Source organism: Arthrobacter sp. 05T45, from assembly GCF_056395875.1.
The window spans coordinates 20,388-36,056 of sequence record NZ_JBFTKI010000008.1; the positions used below are offsets into that span (position 1 = coordinate 20,388).

A 15,669-nucleotide genomic window follows, 5' to 3' on the forward strand; every position below is an offset into this window, starting at 1 on the left:
CGGGGGGCCCACTGCCGCGAGGGTCCCGACTCGAGCTTGCGAGAGTCGGGAGCGGCTGGGGACGGGCACGGCCCCAAATCCGGCGAAGCCGCCGGACTCCGCACAATCGCCGTCACGACGCCAGGTCGAGCATCAGGACGTCCCGCCGCACCCATTCGATGACGCGGTCCAGCCCTTCGTCGGTCTTGAGGTTCGTGAAGCAGAACGGCTTCTCGCCCCGGAATTCCTTGGAGTCCCGCTCCATGACGGCCAGGTCCGCGCCGACGTGGGGTGCGAGGTCGGTCTTGTTGATGATGAACAGATCGGACTTGATCATGCCCTGGCCGGCCTTGCGCGGGATCTTCTCACCCTGGGCCACGTCGATGATGTAGATGGAAAAGTCCACCAGTTCGGGGCTGAACGTTGCGGAGAGGTTGTCGCCGCCGGATTCCACGAAGATCACCTGCAGGTCAGGGTGCCGCTTTTTCAGCTCCTCGATGGCGGCCGTATTCATGGACGTGTCTTCGCGGATGGCGGTGTGCGGGCAGCCGCCGGTTTCAACGCCGATGATCCGGTCGACAGGCAGGATCCCGTTCGCGGCGAGAATCTTGGCGTCCTCGATTGTGTAGATATCGTTGGTGATGGCCGCCATGGAGATCTCCCGGCTCATATGACGGGTGAGCCGCTCCACGAGCTGGGTCTTGCCGGCACCCACCGGGCCGCCGATGCCGATTTTGACGGGCTCAGACATATTCTTCTCCAGACATATTTCGTGTAGCTCGGTTAACTCATGAACATGCGGGCGCGCTGGCGTTCGTGCCGCATTTGCGAAATTTCCAGCCCGGGGCTGACGGCCCCAAAGTCGTCAGGCGTGAGGAGACTGATCCGCTCGATAGCGGCGGCGACGCCGTCGGCCGCCTTCCGCAGGATCCGCTGGCCGGCGTTCTGCCCCAGGGGGATCGCCCGGACGGCGTTCTGCGTCAACGACGTCACAGCGGCGAACAGGTAAGCGGCGAGGGCCTCCGGGAGCGGTACGTTCAGGGACCGTGCGACGACGGCGAACGCCAGCGGCTGATGCCCGGCGGCACGGCCGGAACCCACCAGCTCCCGGTACTCCGCCAGATCTGCGGACGGAAAGATCTCAGCGCCGATCTCCAACAGACGCCCGCCCATCTTGGTACTGGCCTCGCGCAACTGCCGTGGCAACAACTGGGCGGTCAACAACGCATCCAGTTCGGCAACCGGAACGTCCTCATAGAGGAACCGTATTGCCAGGGCGTCCGAGTACGTCAGCTGCTGTGAAATGAACGCCGCCAGCCACACCCCAAAGGACTCCTCGTCGTGCACCAGCCCGCGCTCCACATACGTCTCAAACCCCAGAGAGTGAGCAAACGCCCCGGTAGGCAAAGCAGAATCCGTCAGCTGCTGCAACGCCAACTGGTACTGGGTCACGACCGCCCCCGAATGCGCGAAGCTGGGAAGGGGGCTGCGGTGTGGTGGGCACCGCGGTGGGCCCACTGCCGCGAGGGCCCCGACTCGAGCTTGCGAGAGTTGGGAGCGGCTGGGGACGGGCACAGCCCCCTTCCCAGCGGAGCGCCCAGCGCGGCCGCGGCGAAACTAGTGCGAGTGTTCGGCATGGCGGAAGGGGACGGGCATCACGCGCTCCTGGCGGTTGTAGGGCGCTCCGACGTGTTTGAGATAGTCCTCCACGGTGTGGTCGTACTGGCAGACCATCACCTCCGCCCCGTACTCCGAGGAAGCGTCGAAGAACTGGGCCTGCAGGTGCCGGTTGCCCAGGGAGTGGGCCACCACCCCCATCTCGTGGATGGAGCGCGGGGCGATCACCAGGACGTCGGTGGGCAGGACCGACACCACGATCATGTTGGTGCCGGCCACGTGCAGGATGTCGCCGTCGCGCAGGTCCCCGGAACCGGCGGGGAGGCGGATGCCGAGTTCCTTCCCGTGGTCGGTGGTGACGCGCTGGATGCGTTTGACCAGCTGGGCGCTGGGCAGCACCACCTTCTCCCGGTGGAGCCCAAAGTAGGGGTCCGGACCGGGAGGGAGGTCGTGGGTGTTGCCGAGGACCTTTTCGATGATCATGGTGGTCTCCTCTGGAAGCCTAGAAAAGGAAGTAGCGCTGCGCCATGGGCAGCACGTCTGAGGGCTCGCAGGTGACGTCCTCGCCGTCAACGCTCACCTGATACGTTTCCGGGTCCACCTCGATATCAGGGGTGGCGCCGTTGTACTTGAGGTCCGCCTTGGTAAGGTTCCTGATTCCGGACACCGGCCGGATGACCTTCTCCAGTCCGAGCTCCGCCGGGACCCCGGCCTCGATGGCGGCCTGGGAGAGGAAGGTGATGGAGGACTGCTGCAGCGCCTTGCCATAGGCGGCGAACATCGGCCGCATGGTGCGCGGCTGCGGGGTGGGAATGGAGGCGTTGGCGTCACCCATGAGGGCGTAGGCGATCTGGCCGCCCTTGAGCACAAGGTCCGGCTTCACTCCGAAGAACGCGGGGTCCCAGAGCACAAGGTCGGCGAACTTGCCGACCTCCACGGAGCCGATGGAGTCGGCCATGCCCTGCGCGATGGCGGGGTTGATGGTGTATTTCGCCACGTAGCGCTTGAGCCGGAAGTTGTCGCTCTCGGCGCCCAGGCCTGACGCGGCCCCGTGGCTGCCGCCGTCGGGATCCTTCAGGACGCCGCGCTGTTTCTTCATCTTGTCCGCCACCTGCCAGGTGCGGATGACCACCTCGCCCACCCGGCCCATGGCCTGCGAGTCCGAGGACGTGATCGCGAAGATGCCCAGGTCCTGCAGGACGTCCTCGGCGGCGATGGTCTCGGCGCGGATGCGGGAGTCCGCGAATGCCACGTCCTCCGGGATGTCCGGGTTCAGGTGGTGGCAGACCATGAGCATGTCCAGGTGCTCTTCGATGGTGTTGCGCGTGTACGGCAGGGTGGGGTTGGTGGACGCCGGCAGGACGTTGGGCAGCCCGGCGATCTTGATGATGTCCGGGGCGTGGCCGCCGCCGGCGCCTTCGGTGTGGAAGGTGTGGATCACGCGGCCGCCGATGGCCCGGATGGTGTCCTCCACGAAGCCGCACTCGTTCAGGGTGTCGGTGTGGATGGCCACCTGGACGTCGTACTGGTCCGCTACCTGCAGCGACGTGTCGATCGAGGACGTGGTGGAGCCCCAGTCCTCATGGACTTTCAGCCCGATCGCGCCGGCGCGGATCTGCTCGGCCAGGGGTTCGACGGCGGACGCGTGGCCCTTGCCGAACAGGCCGATGTTGATGGGCAGCCCTTCGGCGGCCTGCAGCATCCGCTGGATGTGCCATTTTCCGGGGGTGACGGTGGTGGCCTTGGTGCCTTCGGCGGGGCCGGTGCCGCCGCCGACCATCGTGGTCACGCCGCTGCACAGGGCGGCAGGGACCTGGTCCGGGGAGATGAAGTGGATGTGCGAGTCCACCCCGCCGGCGGTCAGGATTTTCCGCTCACCCGCAATGATCTCGGTGCTCGCGCCGATCACGATGTCCACGCCGTCGGTGATCTGCGGGTTGCCGGCCTTGCCGATCCGGAAGATGTGGCCGTCCCGGAGCGCGACGTCGGCCTTGTAGATGCCGGTGTAGTCCAGCACCACGACGTTGGTGATCACGGTGTCCGGGACTCCGCCGCCGGAATCGGTACTGCCGGAACCAATACCGCCGGAACCGTCACCGTCCCGGGTCACCTGGCCGTTCTGGCCCATGCCGTCGCGGATCACCTTGCCGCCGCCGAACACCACTTCCTCGCCGTAAACGGTAAGGTCCTTCTCGATCTCAAGAAACAGATCCGTGTCGGCCAGGCGGATGGCGTCGCCCGTCGTCGGGCCGTAGAGGTCCGCATACTGCCTGCGGGATAGTTCGAAACTCACTTTGCGTCACCTTCCCCTTCGGAAACAGGGAGTCCGCTCTTGCGGAGTGTGCCGTTGACGGCGTTGCTGAGGCCGTACACTTCCCGTCTGCCCGCGAGCTCGATCAGCCGGACGGTCCTGCTGTCCCCGGGTTCGAACCGCGCGGCCGTGCCGGCCGGGATGTCCAGCCGGCGGCCGTAGGCGGCCGCCCGGTCAAACTGCAGCGCGGAGTTGGCTTCGGCAAAGTGATAATGCGAGCCCACCTGGACGGGCCGGTCTCCGGTGTTGGTCACCGCGACGTCCACCGCCTCACGGCCGGCGTTGATGAGCAGCGGCGCGGAACTGAGCACGTATTCTCCCGGAATCATCGAAGCTCCTAACGGATCGGGTCGTGAACGGTGACGAGCTTGGTGCCGTCCGGGAAGGTTGCTTCGATCTGGACGTCGTGGATCATTTCCGGCACTCCCTCCATCACGTCGTCGCGGCCAAGGATGGTGGTTCCGTAGCTCATGAGCTCCGGAACGGTCCGGCCGTCCCGGGCGCCCTCGATCAGTTCGTAGCTGATCACCGCGACGGCCTCGGGGAAGTTCAGCTTCAGTCCGCGTGCCTGGCGGCGGCGGGCGAGATCCGCCGCGACCACGATCATGAGCTTTTCCTGCTCACGGGGCAAGAGGTGCATGACGGTATCCCTTCAAGAACCAGCCGACTGGCGGACCGCAGAAGCCGCGGTGTGACCAGAGTAGGCCGCGGAGATTTCCTGCAGGTTTCCGGGACCCGTCAGCATCTCAGGAGCTAACCGCTGACAGCCCTATCCGGTGATCCGCCAGTGCGCCTGGAATTCGGGGTGGTCCGCATACGGCAGCGCCAGGGTGTGCAGGGAGAGCGTGGTCCATTCGATGACGTCCGGCACCCATCCGGCCTCGGCGGGTTCCTGGCTGACCAACATGGCCAGCACGGACTGGCGTGCGGATTCAATGATGCCGATGAGCTGGCGCTTGGCCTCGCACTCACGGAGCAGGCGGCGTTCATACCACTCGCCGGAGACGGCAAGCGTGGGGTCGCCGAGCAGCTTTAGGGCGACGGCTTCGTCTTCTCTAATGCGCGCGGTCAGGAACTCGACGATGTCCACTCACCGAGCCTATGCGCGCCGGTGCCCACACGGCTACGGCCTGGCGTTTGCCCTTTTTCCTCAGGCCGGCACAAGCCGCGCTTGTTAGGGTGGGTGGATGAAACGACGTCTCGCCGCCCTTGCCGCTGCCGCCTTCTTGATCGGACTTACCGGCTGTGGGCAAGTGCAGGACGCTACCGAAAAGGCCGTCAACGACGGGGCGTCACGGGCTGCGACGGCGGCCGGCAATGAAGTGAAGAAGCAGGCCTGCGCCATCGTGAAGAACGGCCTGGTCAGCGCCAAGGACAAGGAACTGCTGGGCGGTCTTGTCACCAGCGCGGAAGCCGCGGGTGCACCCGCTGAGATCACCACCCCGCTGCGCCAGATCGCCGACTCCGGCGACCAGGTTCCGGCCGAATCCGTCAAGGCCCTTCAGGACGCCTGCGCCAAGTAACCCACGTCATGCGAGGCATGGGTTTCGAGGCACGGGGGTTATGAGGCAGGCCGCCCGCAAGGGGACCGTCAGCGGTCGGTGTCGGAATCGGTCCGGTTTGTTGGCCAACGCTAGTCGTGGATTGGCTTGCGGCCAATATCCGCACGGTTCGGGGCGTGCGTGCCGGGGAGGTTCTCGGGTTCGTTCAGGAGAGTCCCGGCGACGACCCTGTTTTCGAACACTCTGAGTGTCGGCGATGTTGCGGGATCTCAAGGGCGGCGATCGAGAGGGCGGCGAGCCGAACCTGACGCCGTCGTGACCAGCCCGTGCGAACCCAGCGTCAGCCGCCGGCCGGCGGGACCGTCTTGCGCATCACGGTCTTGCTCTTGCCGATGTGACGCTCGAACGTGAATCCAGCCTTCTCGAACATGGCCCTCGTACCGTTGTGGAGGAATGAGGACGACGTCCTCTTGCCCGGGGCGAGCTCGTTGGGGAACGAGACCACCTCGCCCCCGCCGGCCTGCGCGATCAGCTCGAGCGCGCCATCCAGCGCCTCCCGTGCCACTCCCGAACGTCGGTGGTCGCGGTCGACGAAGAAGCATGTGATGCGCCACGGTGCCGGCTCGGTCTCGGCCGCATCGTACTCCTTGCGGTGATAGATGCGCGGCAGCTCGACCGGACTGCCGTACTCGCACCACGCGATCGCGTCGTCGCCGTCGAAGACGAGCGCGGCGTGCGCGACGCGCTCCGCCACGAGTCTCTGCTTGAACGTCGGCCCGTCGTACTCGCTCTTGACGGTGCGCTCCGTGTCGTCGTGGAAATACGAGCAGTAGCACCCACCCCAGACCCCGTTGTGCTTCTGCGCGAGCGCCAGCCACGCCGGGAAGGTCTCGGCCGTGAGCGGCTTGATCACGTGCGAAGTCGTCACGCCCACCTCAGGGGTTGTCTCGGGAACGAGTTGAAGAAAGTCAGGAGGTAGCTCTCGTCGCGGGGGACTCAGCGAAGCATAGGACTCCTGTGTTGCCGTCCTGGTCGGCGATCACGGTGAGCGACGGCGCGCCGGTGTCATCGACGACAGTCCCGCCCGCGGAGACGGCAGCGGCGATTCGTTGCTCGGCCACTTCGGGCGCCACATAGATCTCGACGTGGAACCGCTGGCTCGGGGTCTCACCGGCGTCCCCAAACCACAGGTTCGGTACACGCCCTGTGGCGTCCCGGATCTCGTCGCTGGGCGACCCGTGACCCTGGGCCTCGGCGTTCCCGGTCAACAGGGCGGCCCACACTGGGGCGATGGTCGCGGAGTGGGCCGTATCGAGACCGAGCTCGATGACGCTGACCGAGGCCGGGTCGGCGTCGACCTCGTGGTCGGCGGCGATCTCGGAGATCCGTCGCGCGAGGTCGACGTCCTGCTGGGTTACCCATTCGACGACGTGCTCGGTGCCCTCGTCGTCGCGGTAGATGGCGTCGGCGCTGACCATCTTGAGGTCGACGTACCCATTGCCGATCGACACGCTCGGGTGGTGTCCGAGCGCATCGCCCGCCTCGCCTACCGCGGTAACGAACCGTGCACCGGTGCCGAAGTCGTCGACCAGGTAGCGGGCATGGAGTCCCTGGGCCAACTTGCGCCAGTCGGTCAGCCTGGCCTCGGCGATCTCCTCGCCGTTCAGCATGTCCATGTTCGGGACCTCATCTGTGATTCAGTCTCAGCGCTGGAGCTCGTCATTTGTAAGTGCCTCCCGCCCCTTTGCCAACAGTTAAGCCGATACCAAAGGCATCTTCAAGGGAAGTCTGCGCCTGCTGCCCAAGCAAGGGCGTCTCCACGAGCGCGGATACTGGGCAACCGCCCGTAAGCCGGTCCCTCACCGGCCGCTTTCCTAATATTTCCACTACGGTGGCAGGATGATCGCTGACTTCATGAGAGACGATGCTCGGTCACTGCCTGCGCATCCGGCCCCAGCTGAAGTGACTGCTCTGCGGGTGTGGCACTGCAAATACAAGTCCCTGGCGGGCCTATCGGAATTCGTCAATCTGAAGACCCTTATCATTGCAACATATCCGGATATGGGCCTGGCGTCCTTGGGAGGTCTGGGCCGGCTCGATTATCTAAGCATCATGCACTTGCCTAACGTGTCGGACCTCGGCCCGCTCAGTCAACTGCAACGTCTAAGAACGATCAGACTCAGCACGCTGCCTAGTTGGGACTCATCTGGGAAGAAAACAATCGTTCAATCGCTGGCCCCGCTAACTGAGTTACCGGTTCTGGCGCACATTGAGCTCTTCGGGGTGCTCCCCGAAGACGGCACACTCAACGTCTTGGAGAACTGTCCGTCTCTGGAAACAGTCCGCGTGAGCAAGTACAGGAAACCTGAGACCGAACGCTTCTACCAAGTCACGGAACTTCCCAATTCATTCGCGCCCTCACCAGACATACCTGGCTGGTCCTGATACGCAGATATTTGACCGCATAGGACGGCGATCAAGATTCGTGCGCCATATACAGACGTGAGAATGGGCTACCCCGGCTTTCGTTAGCTCTTTCCTGAAGCGCCGGATGACTGGAGGTGTCCAGTGAAGGATCGTTGGGTGGGACACGTCAAGACGGGTTTCGATGCTCCGCAACGTGTCCGTAAGCCGACCCCTCATCGGGCAGCTCAGTTGAAACGCGGACCGAAGGCTATGGCATCCAGACCATGGGCGGTTACGGTGGCTCCAAGAGGGACAGGATGCTGCCGATCATATGCGGGACGACAGAGTTCCATGATGCCCTCGACCACGACAAGACGGAAGGCTGGCGCCGTGCGAAAACTGATCTACGGCATGAATCTGACCTTGGACGGCTACATCGCCGCGGCCGGCGACGACATCAGCTGGGGCGGGCCGAGCGACGAACTGTTCCAGTTCTGGCTCGACCAGGAGCGGGCCAGCAGCCTGTCGTTGTACGGCCGCAAGCTCTGGGAGACCATGAGCTCCTACTGGCCGACCGGCGACCAGCAGCCCAACGCCACCCCGGCGGAGATCGAGTTCGCGCGGAACTGGCGGGACACGCCGAAGGTGGTGTTCTCCTCGACGATCGACAAGGTCGACTGGAACACCCGCCTGGTCACCGGCGACGCGATCGCCGAGATCACCCGGCTCAAGTCCGGCGACGGCGGACCGATGAGCGTCGGCGGCGCAACGCTCGCCGGGGCGGCCATGCGGGCCGGGCTGATCGACGAATACGCGCTGGTCACCCATCCGGTCGTGGTGGGCGGCGGCACTCCGTTCTTCACCTCGCTCGACAGCTGGGTGAACCTGAATCTGGTGGAGACGCGGACGTTTCCCGGCGGCGTGGTCCTGACCAGGTACGAGACGAGGCGCTGAGCGCGATTGCTCCGCGCGGTCGGGGAAGTACTTCACCACCCGCGGCCCCACGTCGACGGGCAGCAGATAATCCGGAATGTGCCTGCGCACCGCTGCTGCGAAGCTCCGGCTGGGCAGAATGCAAACACCAGCCGAGATGCCGTTAAGGTCGCGTTGTCGCATAGAGCAGCATGTCGCGCCGGGTGTTACCAATCTCCTGGTGGCTGCGGAGCAGGCCCTCCCGCTGGAAACCAGACGCCTCGGCAACGCGACTTGAGTTGCTGTTCCACGGCTCGATGTACAGCTCGATCCGGTGCAGAGTGGGGATGGTCCAAGCGAACGCGGTCAGTGCCTTTAACGCGCTGGTGGCAATCCCGCGACCCCGGTGCGCGGGGGCAACCGAGTAGCCGACCGTTGCGCGGCCGGCCGACATGTTCTGAAGCCACAGTCCAATCGCACCGACGGCATTGTCGGATTCGGCATCGGCGATGGCGAAGGACAGCCCTTTTCCTTCGGCGAACCGGCCGCGCTGCCGGTAGATCCACTCCAGAGCCTGCTGTGCCGTGGGGAGTGCGGGAAGGCTGCCAATGAGAGGGATGTAAGGATCGTCTCCCAACTCGGTGGCGAGATGTACGTCGTCGTCGGTGAACTCGCGCAAAACGACTGAACCGTGGGTCGGTGGTGTGGTCGGCCAGGACGGTAAGTGCTCAGTCATGCGTCGATTATCGTCGTGATCATCGTCCCGGGCTGCTCAGATTCACCCGATCATGCCGCTTTCTCGCTTGATCGCGGAGACGAGAATTGGATGTTTCTCTGCGCCCAACCAAAAACCACAGAACCGAGCCAAATAGCGGTACTGCAAGAACGATGAGGGCCCAAACGACAGTACCGCCAGTGGTATGAGTCCTATTGCGCGCAATGCTCACGAGCGCTGCAATGAACAAGATTGCGTTCAGGATCAGCGGGAATCCCATGATGCCCCATGACGGCACCAGTGGATTCACTTCCGATGTAGAGAGCGCCAATATCATTTTTCCCCAAGATAGTGCGGCTACTGATGCTCAACCATATCGCCAGCTCTTAGCACTATCTGGAAATACCAACAGCGCAACAGCCACGGCGCCGCGGCAGCCTTAGCTCCTCGCCAACGTTTTGTAGGGGGTCTCCTCAAGTGATTGGAAGCGTCTCGTTAGCCGGTCCTCACGGGCCAGCTCGCCACTGACATGATTTCCTTCGAGTGTGAATCGCTGCAATAAGTGGCGGCATTTTCGCAGCGCTAAATGCAAAATCGTTGCGAAGGGAACGTCCGATGCTCCGTCGGCAGTTTCCGAGAAGACCCTGAACATATCCGTATCCGGGACGAGGAAGCCCGTTCCGATGGTTTATCAGCCGTATACGAATGCTGTCGAGTACAAGACCTTTATTCCGGACAACAGGGTCACTCTGGACGTCGCCGGGGGCGATCAGCTGCGGCGTAGTAGGCCAGGATGGCTGGAGCTTTGGCGGCGACAACAGGAGCTACCGGGCGCCGTCAACAGCAGCGCCCGCCGGAGCGGTTCCTATGCTCAGGTCAGGTTCAAGCACAACGTTGGAAACCCTTACTGCGGGATCGGGTCCATCCAGTCAACGTAATGAACCGGATCTACCGCTCGGGTCTCATTGAAATGGTTGGCTGGCGGATCCAGGCTCCCGCGCACGAAGCGTATGCTCGTTTCAACACGACAGGATCTGACACTTGGAAGACAATGATTCAGCGTCCCAACGGCGGGTTCTCTTGCCTGTTCGAGCCGGCCTGCGCCACCGACAACATCAACGTCTCTATGGCTGGATGAGAAGCCTCATCCAGATTCACGAGCTGAAGGTTTATGCAGTCTTCCTCGGCGCATCACTGGTTCTGTGCTCGGTGTATCTCTTCGTCATTCTGGCCAAGCCGGTAGAGCCCGGAAGTATCTTGCCGTCCTACGTGATTGCGCTGGCCGCGGCACTGGCGATGACCCAGATTCTGTGGGCCCCGACATTTTCTCTACTAAAACGTTCCGAAACTCCGAAAATATTGACTCCGGCGGTCCTCACGGCAGCAACCGTGGCTGTCGCCCTGAACTTCGGTGTTTTTGAACTGGCGCTCGTTCATTCGGCAGCAGTTGCCATTCTCGTGGGAATCTATTTGAGTTCTGTTGCCCTTTTTGGAGGATGTATTTTGATGGCGATAGAAACGAACCTGTCCGCATGAGCGGGCCAATCTGACGGCCTATCTTCGCCGTTCCCGCAACGGCTGAGCGCCACGTCGACTCCACAGGCCTAGCGTTTCCCCTTCTTCCGGGATCCCTTGCCGCGGCCCTTGTCCGGGTTGGGAGCGTAGCGCTGCGCCACCTTGGGCTTCTTCGCGGCTCCGGTGCCGCGCCGGTCCGGCTTGGGCTCGCGTTTGGGTTTCTCCTGCTGCGCCGAGGGCTGGCGGGAGCTCGCGGCGGTGCGTCCGCGGACAATACCGATGAATTCCTCGATGACCTCGTCCGTGGCGTCGCTCGGCCAGGCCAGGGCGATCTCCGTGCCGGGCGCCCCCGTGAGTTTCCGCGCCACGGTGTCCTTGACGTTGAAGTGCCGGGCCACGGACATCGGCAGGATCACCAGCCCGGCACCGGACGCCACCACCTGCAGCGCCATCGCCGGGCCGCCGAGCTCCTGCACATCGAGAAACGTCTCGGCGGACAGGTCCGCCAGGTCCACTTCTTCAAACAAGGAGACCTCGTGCCCCTTCGGTGCCACCACCACGGGCTGCTCCTCGTAGAGCGGGATCACGCTGAGGCCCTCGCGTTCCACCGGGAGCCGGACGAAACTCAGGTCCGCGGTACCGTCGCGGAGCACGGACAGTTGCGCGCCGTCGTCGGACATAAAGGAGTGCAGCGGAACATCGGGCATCCGTTCTTCCCAGCGGCGGATCCATTTGCCCGGTGTCACACCGGCGACGTACGCGAAGCGCAGCTCCCGCCCGACTGCGACGGCTGGGACGACGGCGGTTTCGTCGGGGGTCTGGGATGGTTCTTCTGCTGCGGACACATGTTCACAGTACCGCCCGGGGTGGCGCGGGGGTCCGTCTCGATGGCGGCACCGTGCTGATCGGGCGCTGGTTTGGTACTGGGTTGGTGCCCTGCGGGCATCCCGGCAGATACCCTAGGACTATGACCTCTGCAAACTCCCAGTCCATGAAACCGGCCACCGTTGCCAAGAAGCTTGGCATCTACCTGCCGGCGACACCCCAGGAGTTCCAGGATTCAACCATCACCCGCGCTGATTTTGCCGATCTCCAGGCCAACCCGCCGGAGTGGCTCGCGGAACTGCGCCGCAACGGCCCGCACCCGCGCCCCGTGGTCGCGCAGAAGCTCAACGTCTCCATCGCCGGCCTGGCCCGCGGTGGTGTTGAGGAAGCGCTGACGACGGCGGAAATCACCGCACTGCTCCAGGCTCCCCCGGCCTGGCTGGTGGCCGAGCGCGCCACCCACGCCGCCGTCCGCGCCGAGGCCCAGCGGGTCAAGGACGAGGCCGCCAAGAAGGACGCCAAGAAAGCCCGCGCCAAGGCCGAATAGCGGCACGCGCTTTCTCCCGACCCCTCTTTTCAACCCGCGGACGCAGGACTACGCTCGCGGAATGGGTCGGGGCCGCCGGTCCGATCCCCTCCATATCCCAATTCACCTGCCACCGGCGGCGTATCGGGAAGGAACAAGGCCATGGGCTTCAAGATCGGATATTTTGTCGGGAGCCTCTCGAGCAATTCCATCAACCGCACCTTGTCCAGGGCGCTGATCCGGCTTGCACCCGCGGAACTGGAGTTCACGGAGATCCCCATCAGGGATCTGCCGTTGTACAGCCCGGATTTTGATGCCGCTTTCCCACCCGTTGGGCAGGCCCTCAAAGATGCCATCTCGGCTTCCGACGGCATCCTGTTCGTCTCGCCCGAATACAACCGGTCCATCCCCGGAGCGCTCAAAAACGCCATCGACTGGGGATCCCGGCCCTGGGGCACGAACTCCTTCGCCCGCAAGCCCACCGGGATCATCGGCGCCTCCCCGGGCGGCATTGGGACGGCCGTGATGCAGTCCTCGTTCCGCAGTGTGCTGAGCTTCCTCGACGCGCCGCAGCTGAATGCTCCGGAGGCGTACATCCGCTTCGTCCCGGAGGCCTACGGCGAGGACGGCGAGGTCAAGGACGAGGCTACGGCCGGGTTGCTGCGCCACTATATGGAGGAGTATGCCTCCTTCGTGGCGCGGGTCCTGGCCGCCAATGCACCGGGCCATATCGGCGACGAGCACCCGGACAAGGACAAGACGAGCCGTTAGGCAGAGTCAGGGCGCGGTTCTCCGGCATCTAGTCCTGGTGCAGCTGCACGAAGTTCCCGCAGCCGTCATCCAACACCACACTGGTCCCGCCGGGCCCCTCGGACGGTTCCCCCTGGAACATCACGCCCTTGGCCGCCAGCCGGTCGTATTCGGCGCGCACGTCCGGCACGCCAAAGACGATCGCGGGAATCCCGGCGTCGTGCAGACCGTTCATGTAGGCCGCGCCGATCGGGTTGTCACTGGGTTCCAGCAGCAGTCCGGCGCCTCCGGCACCATCCGCATCCTTGATGATGAAGAGGTTGTGCTCCGGCATGGCCATCAGCGTTTCGAAGCCCAGCGTGCCGGTGTAGAACTCATGGGCCGAGGCTGGATCCTTGACGTGGATACTGCACATTTTCAGTCGCATGGCCCCTAGGCTACGCCGGGAGGCTCGGGGTAGGAACCGCGACGCGGCCTCCGCACCGGGCCTTGGCGCCTGGGTTTGCGTCAGCGCTGGCGCCGGGCATTGCCCCGGCCCGGCAGGCATTGACGGCCCCGCCGCCAGGGATTCCAATGGAACTAGCGGAACAGCGCCCGCCCGGGACCGTTCCGGGGAGGTGTGCAATGACGCTTTCACTATCCGGCGCCCTCGCGGCCTGGCAGTTCCTGGCCCTCGCCATTCTGGTTGCCGGGGCAGCGTTCGCCTCGGTCTATTTCGCCCGCAAGCACCTGGCGGCCGACGACGGGCCTTCCGAAGGCGCGGACGGCGCGTTTTGGGACGCATTCGCCGGACTCGCCGTCATTGTGCCCGCCATCGTCCTGGCCTCCTCCACATGGCCCTGGGCCGGCCTGGCGCTCGGGATGCTGGCCGCGGGGGCTGCCCTGGCGGCCGTGGCTGCGGCACCCCGGCTGCTCCGCCGGCAGGAAGCCCGCCGGGCCAGCCGGGAAACCCGGCTCTTGAACGAGGCGGCCGCCGCACGGCACCGGAGCGCCCTCGCCCGGTGGCAGCGGTACGAACTGGATCCGGGGTTCTCGATTGACTATCCCGCGATGAGCGATACCCGGCAACCGGAAACCGCGGCACTGATCCGGGCGATCAAGGCCGCCGAGGGCCTCGGCGGCCGTACGGACCGCGCCTGCACCGATGCCGCCTACGCCCCGGCCGTGGAACGGCTGGAACATGCCCTCGCTGCCGCCGAACGCGCGGCCGGCGTCAGCGCCGCCGGGCCGCCTGGCCCGGACCACGCGCACGGCTGATTCCCCGGAATTGCCGATCCGGCAGTTCGCGGCCACCTTGGAAAGGTTCCATCATGACTGACATCACGATCATCGGCAGCGGCAATATGGCACGGGCGATCGGAACCCGGGCTGTCGCCGCCGGGCGCTCCGTCCAGATCCTGGACCGGACGCCGGAGAATGCCGCCAAGCTCGCTGCTGAACTTGGCGGCACCACCAGCTCCGGCGGCCTGAGCGAGGTTCCCGAGGGAGACATCGTCGTCCTCGCGCTGTACTTCGGCCCGGCCAGGGAAGTTGCCACGCATTTCGGCGACACGCTCAGCGGCAAGACGGTGGTGGACATCAGCAATCCGATTGACACCGAAACCTTCGACTCGCTGGTGGTCGCCCCGGGGACGTCGGCGGCGGAGGAAATCGCCGGACTGCTCCCGGGCGCACGGGTGGTGAAAGCCTTCAACACCACCTTTGCCGGCCCGCTCGGGTCCGGGGCAGCCGGCGGCCAGCCGATGGATGTCTTCATCGCCTCGGACTCCGAAGAGGCCCGCAACGAGGTTGCGGTCTTCGCCGAAGCCGCCGGGCTGCGTCCGCTCCAGGTGGGCGGACTGCGTCACGCCCGAGAACTCGAGGGCTTCATGCTGCTGGTCATGGCGCTGCAGGCCAACCCCGCGTATCCAACCTTCAACTGGGGCACCGGCCTGAAAATCACCGACTAGGAGCAGTCCGGTCCCGATCGGCCGTCATCGGCCCAGAGCGGTGATATCGAGCGGCAATATCCACCGGTGAGACCGGGCGGTGGCCCGGGTTCGGCGCGCTACAGCTCGACCGTTCCGCTGTTGCCCACGCTCATCCGGCTGTTGGTCACCTTGGACTTGATCCACTGCAGCACGGTGGCCGCCGTGCCGCCCGGGCTGGTCCAGTACTCGGCGGAGTCCGAGTCGACGTGGAGCAGGACCACCTCAGGGGTGTCCGGCCCGTCCGGGAACCAGGCCTCCACCACCTGATTCCACATGTCGTGGATCAGTTGCCGGTCAGTGACCACTTCAGCGGTCCCGGCCACCGAAACCCACTCGGTGCGCTTGCCGAAGGAGACGTTCACCGCCGGGTTGGCGCGGATGTGGGCCACCTGAGAGGTGGTCGCCGACGTGAAAAACCACATGTCGCCGTCGTCCTTGACCTCCTGGACGGCCAGTGGCCGGCTGACGAGCGCGCCTGCTTCGTTGATGGTGGTGAACATTCCGATGTGCGAATCGTTGATGATGTCCGTGACCTTGCTGATGCTTTCGGCATCCGACATGCTCTCACCTCGTTCTGGTTCCAACGGAGGAAGGTCCCCCTCCGGACAGCCTATTGGTAAGTGTGCTTACTTTCCAATGGC

Annotated in this window: 22 protein-coding genes; 8 read left to right on the forward strand and 14 right to left on the reverse strand. The window is 64.7% G+C overall.

The window, feature by feature from the left end; genetic code table 11:
- Positions 1-112 precede the first annotated feature (112 nt).
- The 7 genes from ureG to AC1DGD_RS10355 form a co-directional block, all read right to left on the reverse strand.
- Positions 113-730, reverse strand: coding sequence for an urease accessory protein UreG (gene ureG / locus AC1DGD_RS10325; protein WP_476856744.1), 618 nt, complete (start codon positions 728-730; stop codon positions 113-115).
- Between the two features lie 32 nt (positions 731-762).
- Positions 763-1,431, reverse strand: coding sequence for an urease accessory protein UreF (locus tag AC1DGD_RS10330; protein ID WP_476856745.1), 669 nt, complete (start codon positions 1,429-1,431; stop codon positions 763-765).
- 165 nt (positions 1,432-1,596) lie between these two features.
- Positions 1,597-2,079 (reverse strand): urease accessory protein UreE, encoded by a 483-nt coding sequence (gene ureE, locus AC1DGD_RS10335; RefSeq protein WP_079552642.1) that lies wholly within the window; start codon positions 2,077-2,079, stop codon positions 1,597-1,599.
- Positions 2,080-2,098: 19 nt separating this feature from the next.
- Positions 2,099-3,889: an urease subunit alpha gene (gene ureC, locus AC1DGD_RS10340; RefSeq protein WP_476856746.1), complete on the reverse strand. Its 1,791-nt coding sequence runs from the start codon at positions 3,887-3,889 to the stop codon at positions 2,099-2,101.
- A complete protein-coding gene (locus AC1DGD_RS10345; RefSeq protein ID WP_476851765.1) occupies positions 3,886-4,236 on the reverse strand; it encodes an urease subunit beta in 351 nt (116 codons plus the stop codon). The genes ureC and AC1DGD_RS10345 overlap by 4 nt, the downstream gene beginning before the upstream one ends.
- Positions 4,237-4,244: 8 nt before the next feature.
- The gene (locus AC1DGD_RS10350) at positions 4,245-4,547 is read right to left on the reverse strand and encodes an urease subunit gamma (protein WP_079552648.1); all 303 of its coding nucleotides are present in this window, start codon (positions 4,545-4,547) and stop codon (positions 4,245-4,247) included.
- Positions 4,548-4,676: 129 nt separating this feature from the next.
- Positions 4,677-4,997: a DUF6221 family protein gene (locus AC1DGD_RS10355; RefSeq protein WP_230010922.1), complete on the reverse strand. Its 321-nt coding sequence runs from the start codon at positions 4,995-4,997 to the stop codon at positions 4,677-4,679.
- Positions 4,998-5,094: 97 nt separating this feature from the next.
- Between AC1DGD_RS10355 and AC1DGD_RS10360 the strand changes: the two genes are divergently transcribed.
- Entirely contained in the window at positions 5,095-5,430 is a 336-nt protein-coding gene (locus AC1DGD_RS10360) for a hypothetical protein (RefSeq protein WP_230012656.1), read from the forward strand.
- A 319-nt stretch (positions 5,431-5,749) separates the two neighbouring features.
- On the opposite strand, the gene AC1DGD_RS10365 is transcribed toward AC1DGD_RS10360, so the two are convergent.
- The gene (locus AC1DGD_RS10365; RefSeq protein WP_476856747.1) at positions 5,750-6,343 is read right to left on the reverse strand and encodes a GNAT family N-acetyltransferase; all 594 of its coding nucleotides are present in this window, start codon (positions 6,341-6,343) and stop codon (positions 5,750-5,752) included.
- A 34-nt stretch (positions 6,344-6,377) separates the two neighbouring features.
- Positions 6,378-7,085, reverse strand: a complete 708-nt coding sequence (locus AC1DGD_RS10370) for a VOC family protein (protein WP_476856748.1) — start codon at positions 7,083-7,085, stop codon at positions 6,378-6,380.
- Between the two features lie 223 nt (positions 7,086-7,308).
- On the opposite strand from AC1DGD_RS10370, the gene AC1DGD_RS10375 reads away from it, so the two are divergent.
- Entirely contained in the window at positions 7,309-7,854 is a 546-nt protein-coding gene (locus tag AC1DGD_RS10375) for a hypothetical protein (protein WP_476851761.1), read from the forward strand.
- 351 nt (positions 7,855-8,205) lie between these two features.
- Positions 8,206-8,769, forward strand: a complete 564-nt coding sequence (locus AC1DGD_RS10380) for a dihydrofolate reductase family protein (protein WP_476856749.1) — start codon at positions 8,206-8,208, stop codon at positions 8,767-8,769.
- 142 nt (positions 8,770-8,911) lie between these two features.
- On the opposite strand, the gene AC1DGD_RS10385 is transcribed toward AC1DGD_RS10380, so the two are convergent.
- Both AC1DGD_RS10385 and AC1DGD_RS10390 read right to left on the reverse strand, forming a co-directional pair.
- A complete protein-coding gene (locus tag AC1DGD_RS10385; RefSeq protein ID WP_476856750.1) occupies positions 8,912-9,463 on the reverse strand; it encodes a GNAT family N-acetyltransferase in 552 nt (183 codons plus the stop codon).
- 19 nt (positions 9,464-9,482) lie between these two features.
- The gene (locus AC1DGD_RS10390) at positions 9,483-9,779 is read right to left on the reverse strand and encodes a PLD nuclease N-terminal domain-containing protein (RefSeq protein ID WP_476856751.1); all 297 of its coding nucleotides are present in this window, start codon (positions 9,777-9,779) and stop codon (positions 9,483-9,485) included.
- Positions 9,780-10,483: 704 nt separating this feature from the next.
- Here AC1DGD_RS10390 and AC1DGD_RS10395 point away from each other — a divergent pair.
- Positions 10,484-10,978 carry a hypothetical protein gene (locus AC1DGD_RS10395; RefSeq protein WP_476856752.1) on the forward strand — a complete coding sequence of 165 codons (495 nt, stop codon included), beginning with the start codon at positions 10,484-10,486 and terminating at the stop codon, positions 10,976-10,978.
- Between the two features lie 68 nt (positions 10,979-11,046).
- On the opposite strand, the gene AC1DGD_RS10400 is transcribed toward AC1DGD_RS10395, so the two are convergent.
- Complete coding sequence (locus AC1DGD_RS10400; protein ID WP_374208301.1) at positions 11,047-11,802, reverse strand: LysR family substrate-binding domain-containing protein; 756 nt, start codon at positions 11,800-11,802, stop codon at positions 11,047-11,049.
- 122 nt (positions 11,803-11,924) lie between these two features.
- Between AC1DGD_RS10400 and AC1DGD_RS10405 the strand changes: the two genes are divergently transcribed.
- Entirely contained in the window at positions 11,925-12,329 is a 405-nt protein-coding gene (locus tag AC1DGD_RS10405; RefSeq protein WP_018775636.1) for a DUF5997 family protein, read from the forward strand.
- A gap of 141 nt (positions 12,330-12,470) precedes the next feature.
- A complete protein-coding gene (locus tag AC1DGD_RS10410) occupies positions 12,471-13,079 on the forward strand; it encodes an NADPH-dependent FMN reductase (RefSeq protein WP_230008239.1) in 609 nt (202 codons plus the stop codon).
- Positions 13,080-13,107: 28 nt separating this feature from the next.
- Here AC1DGD_RS10410 and AC1DGD_RS10415 read toward each other — a convergent pair whose 3' ends face one another.
- Entirely contained in the window at positions 13,108-13,485 is a 378-nt protein-coding gene (locus AC1DGD_RS10415) for a VOC family protein (RefSeq protein WP_230008240.1), read from the reverse strand.
- A gap of 197 nt (positions 13,486-13,682) precedes the next feature.
- On the opposite strand from AC1DGD_RS10415, the gene AC1DGD_RS10420 reads away from it, so the two are divergent.
- Together AC1DGD_RS10420 and AC1DGD_RS10425 are read left to right on the forward strand one after the other, a co-directional pair.
- A complete protein-coding gene (locus AC1DGD_RS10420; RefSeq protein ID WP_230008241.1) occupies positions 13,683-14,315 on the forward strand; it encodes a hypothetical protein in 633 nt (210 codons plus the stop codon).
- 53 nt (positions 14,316-14,368) lie between these two features.
- On the forward strand, positions 14,369-15,007 hold the full coding sequence (locus tag AC1DGD_RS10425) for an NADPH-dependent F420 reductase (RefSeq protein WP_230008242.1): 639 nt from the start codon (positions 14,369-14,371) through the stop codon (positions 15,005-15,007).
- A 98-nt stretch (positions 15,008-15,105) separates the two neighbouring features.
- Here the strand turns inward: AC1DGD_RS10425 and AC1DGD_RS10430 are convergent, their stop codons facing one another.
- A complete protein-coding gene (locus tag AC1DGD_RS10430) occupies positions 15,106-15,588 on the reverse strand; it encodes a pyridoxamine 5'-phosphate oxidase family protein (RefSeq protein WP_230008243.1) in 483 nt (160 codons plus the stop codon).
- Between the last annotated feature and the right edge of the window lie 81 nt (positions 15,589-15,669).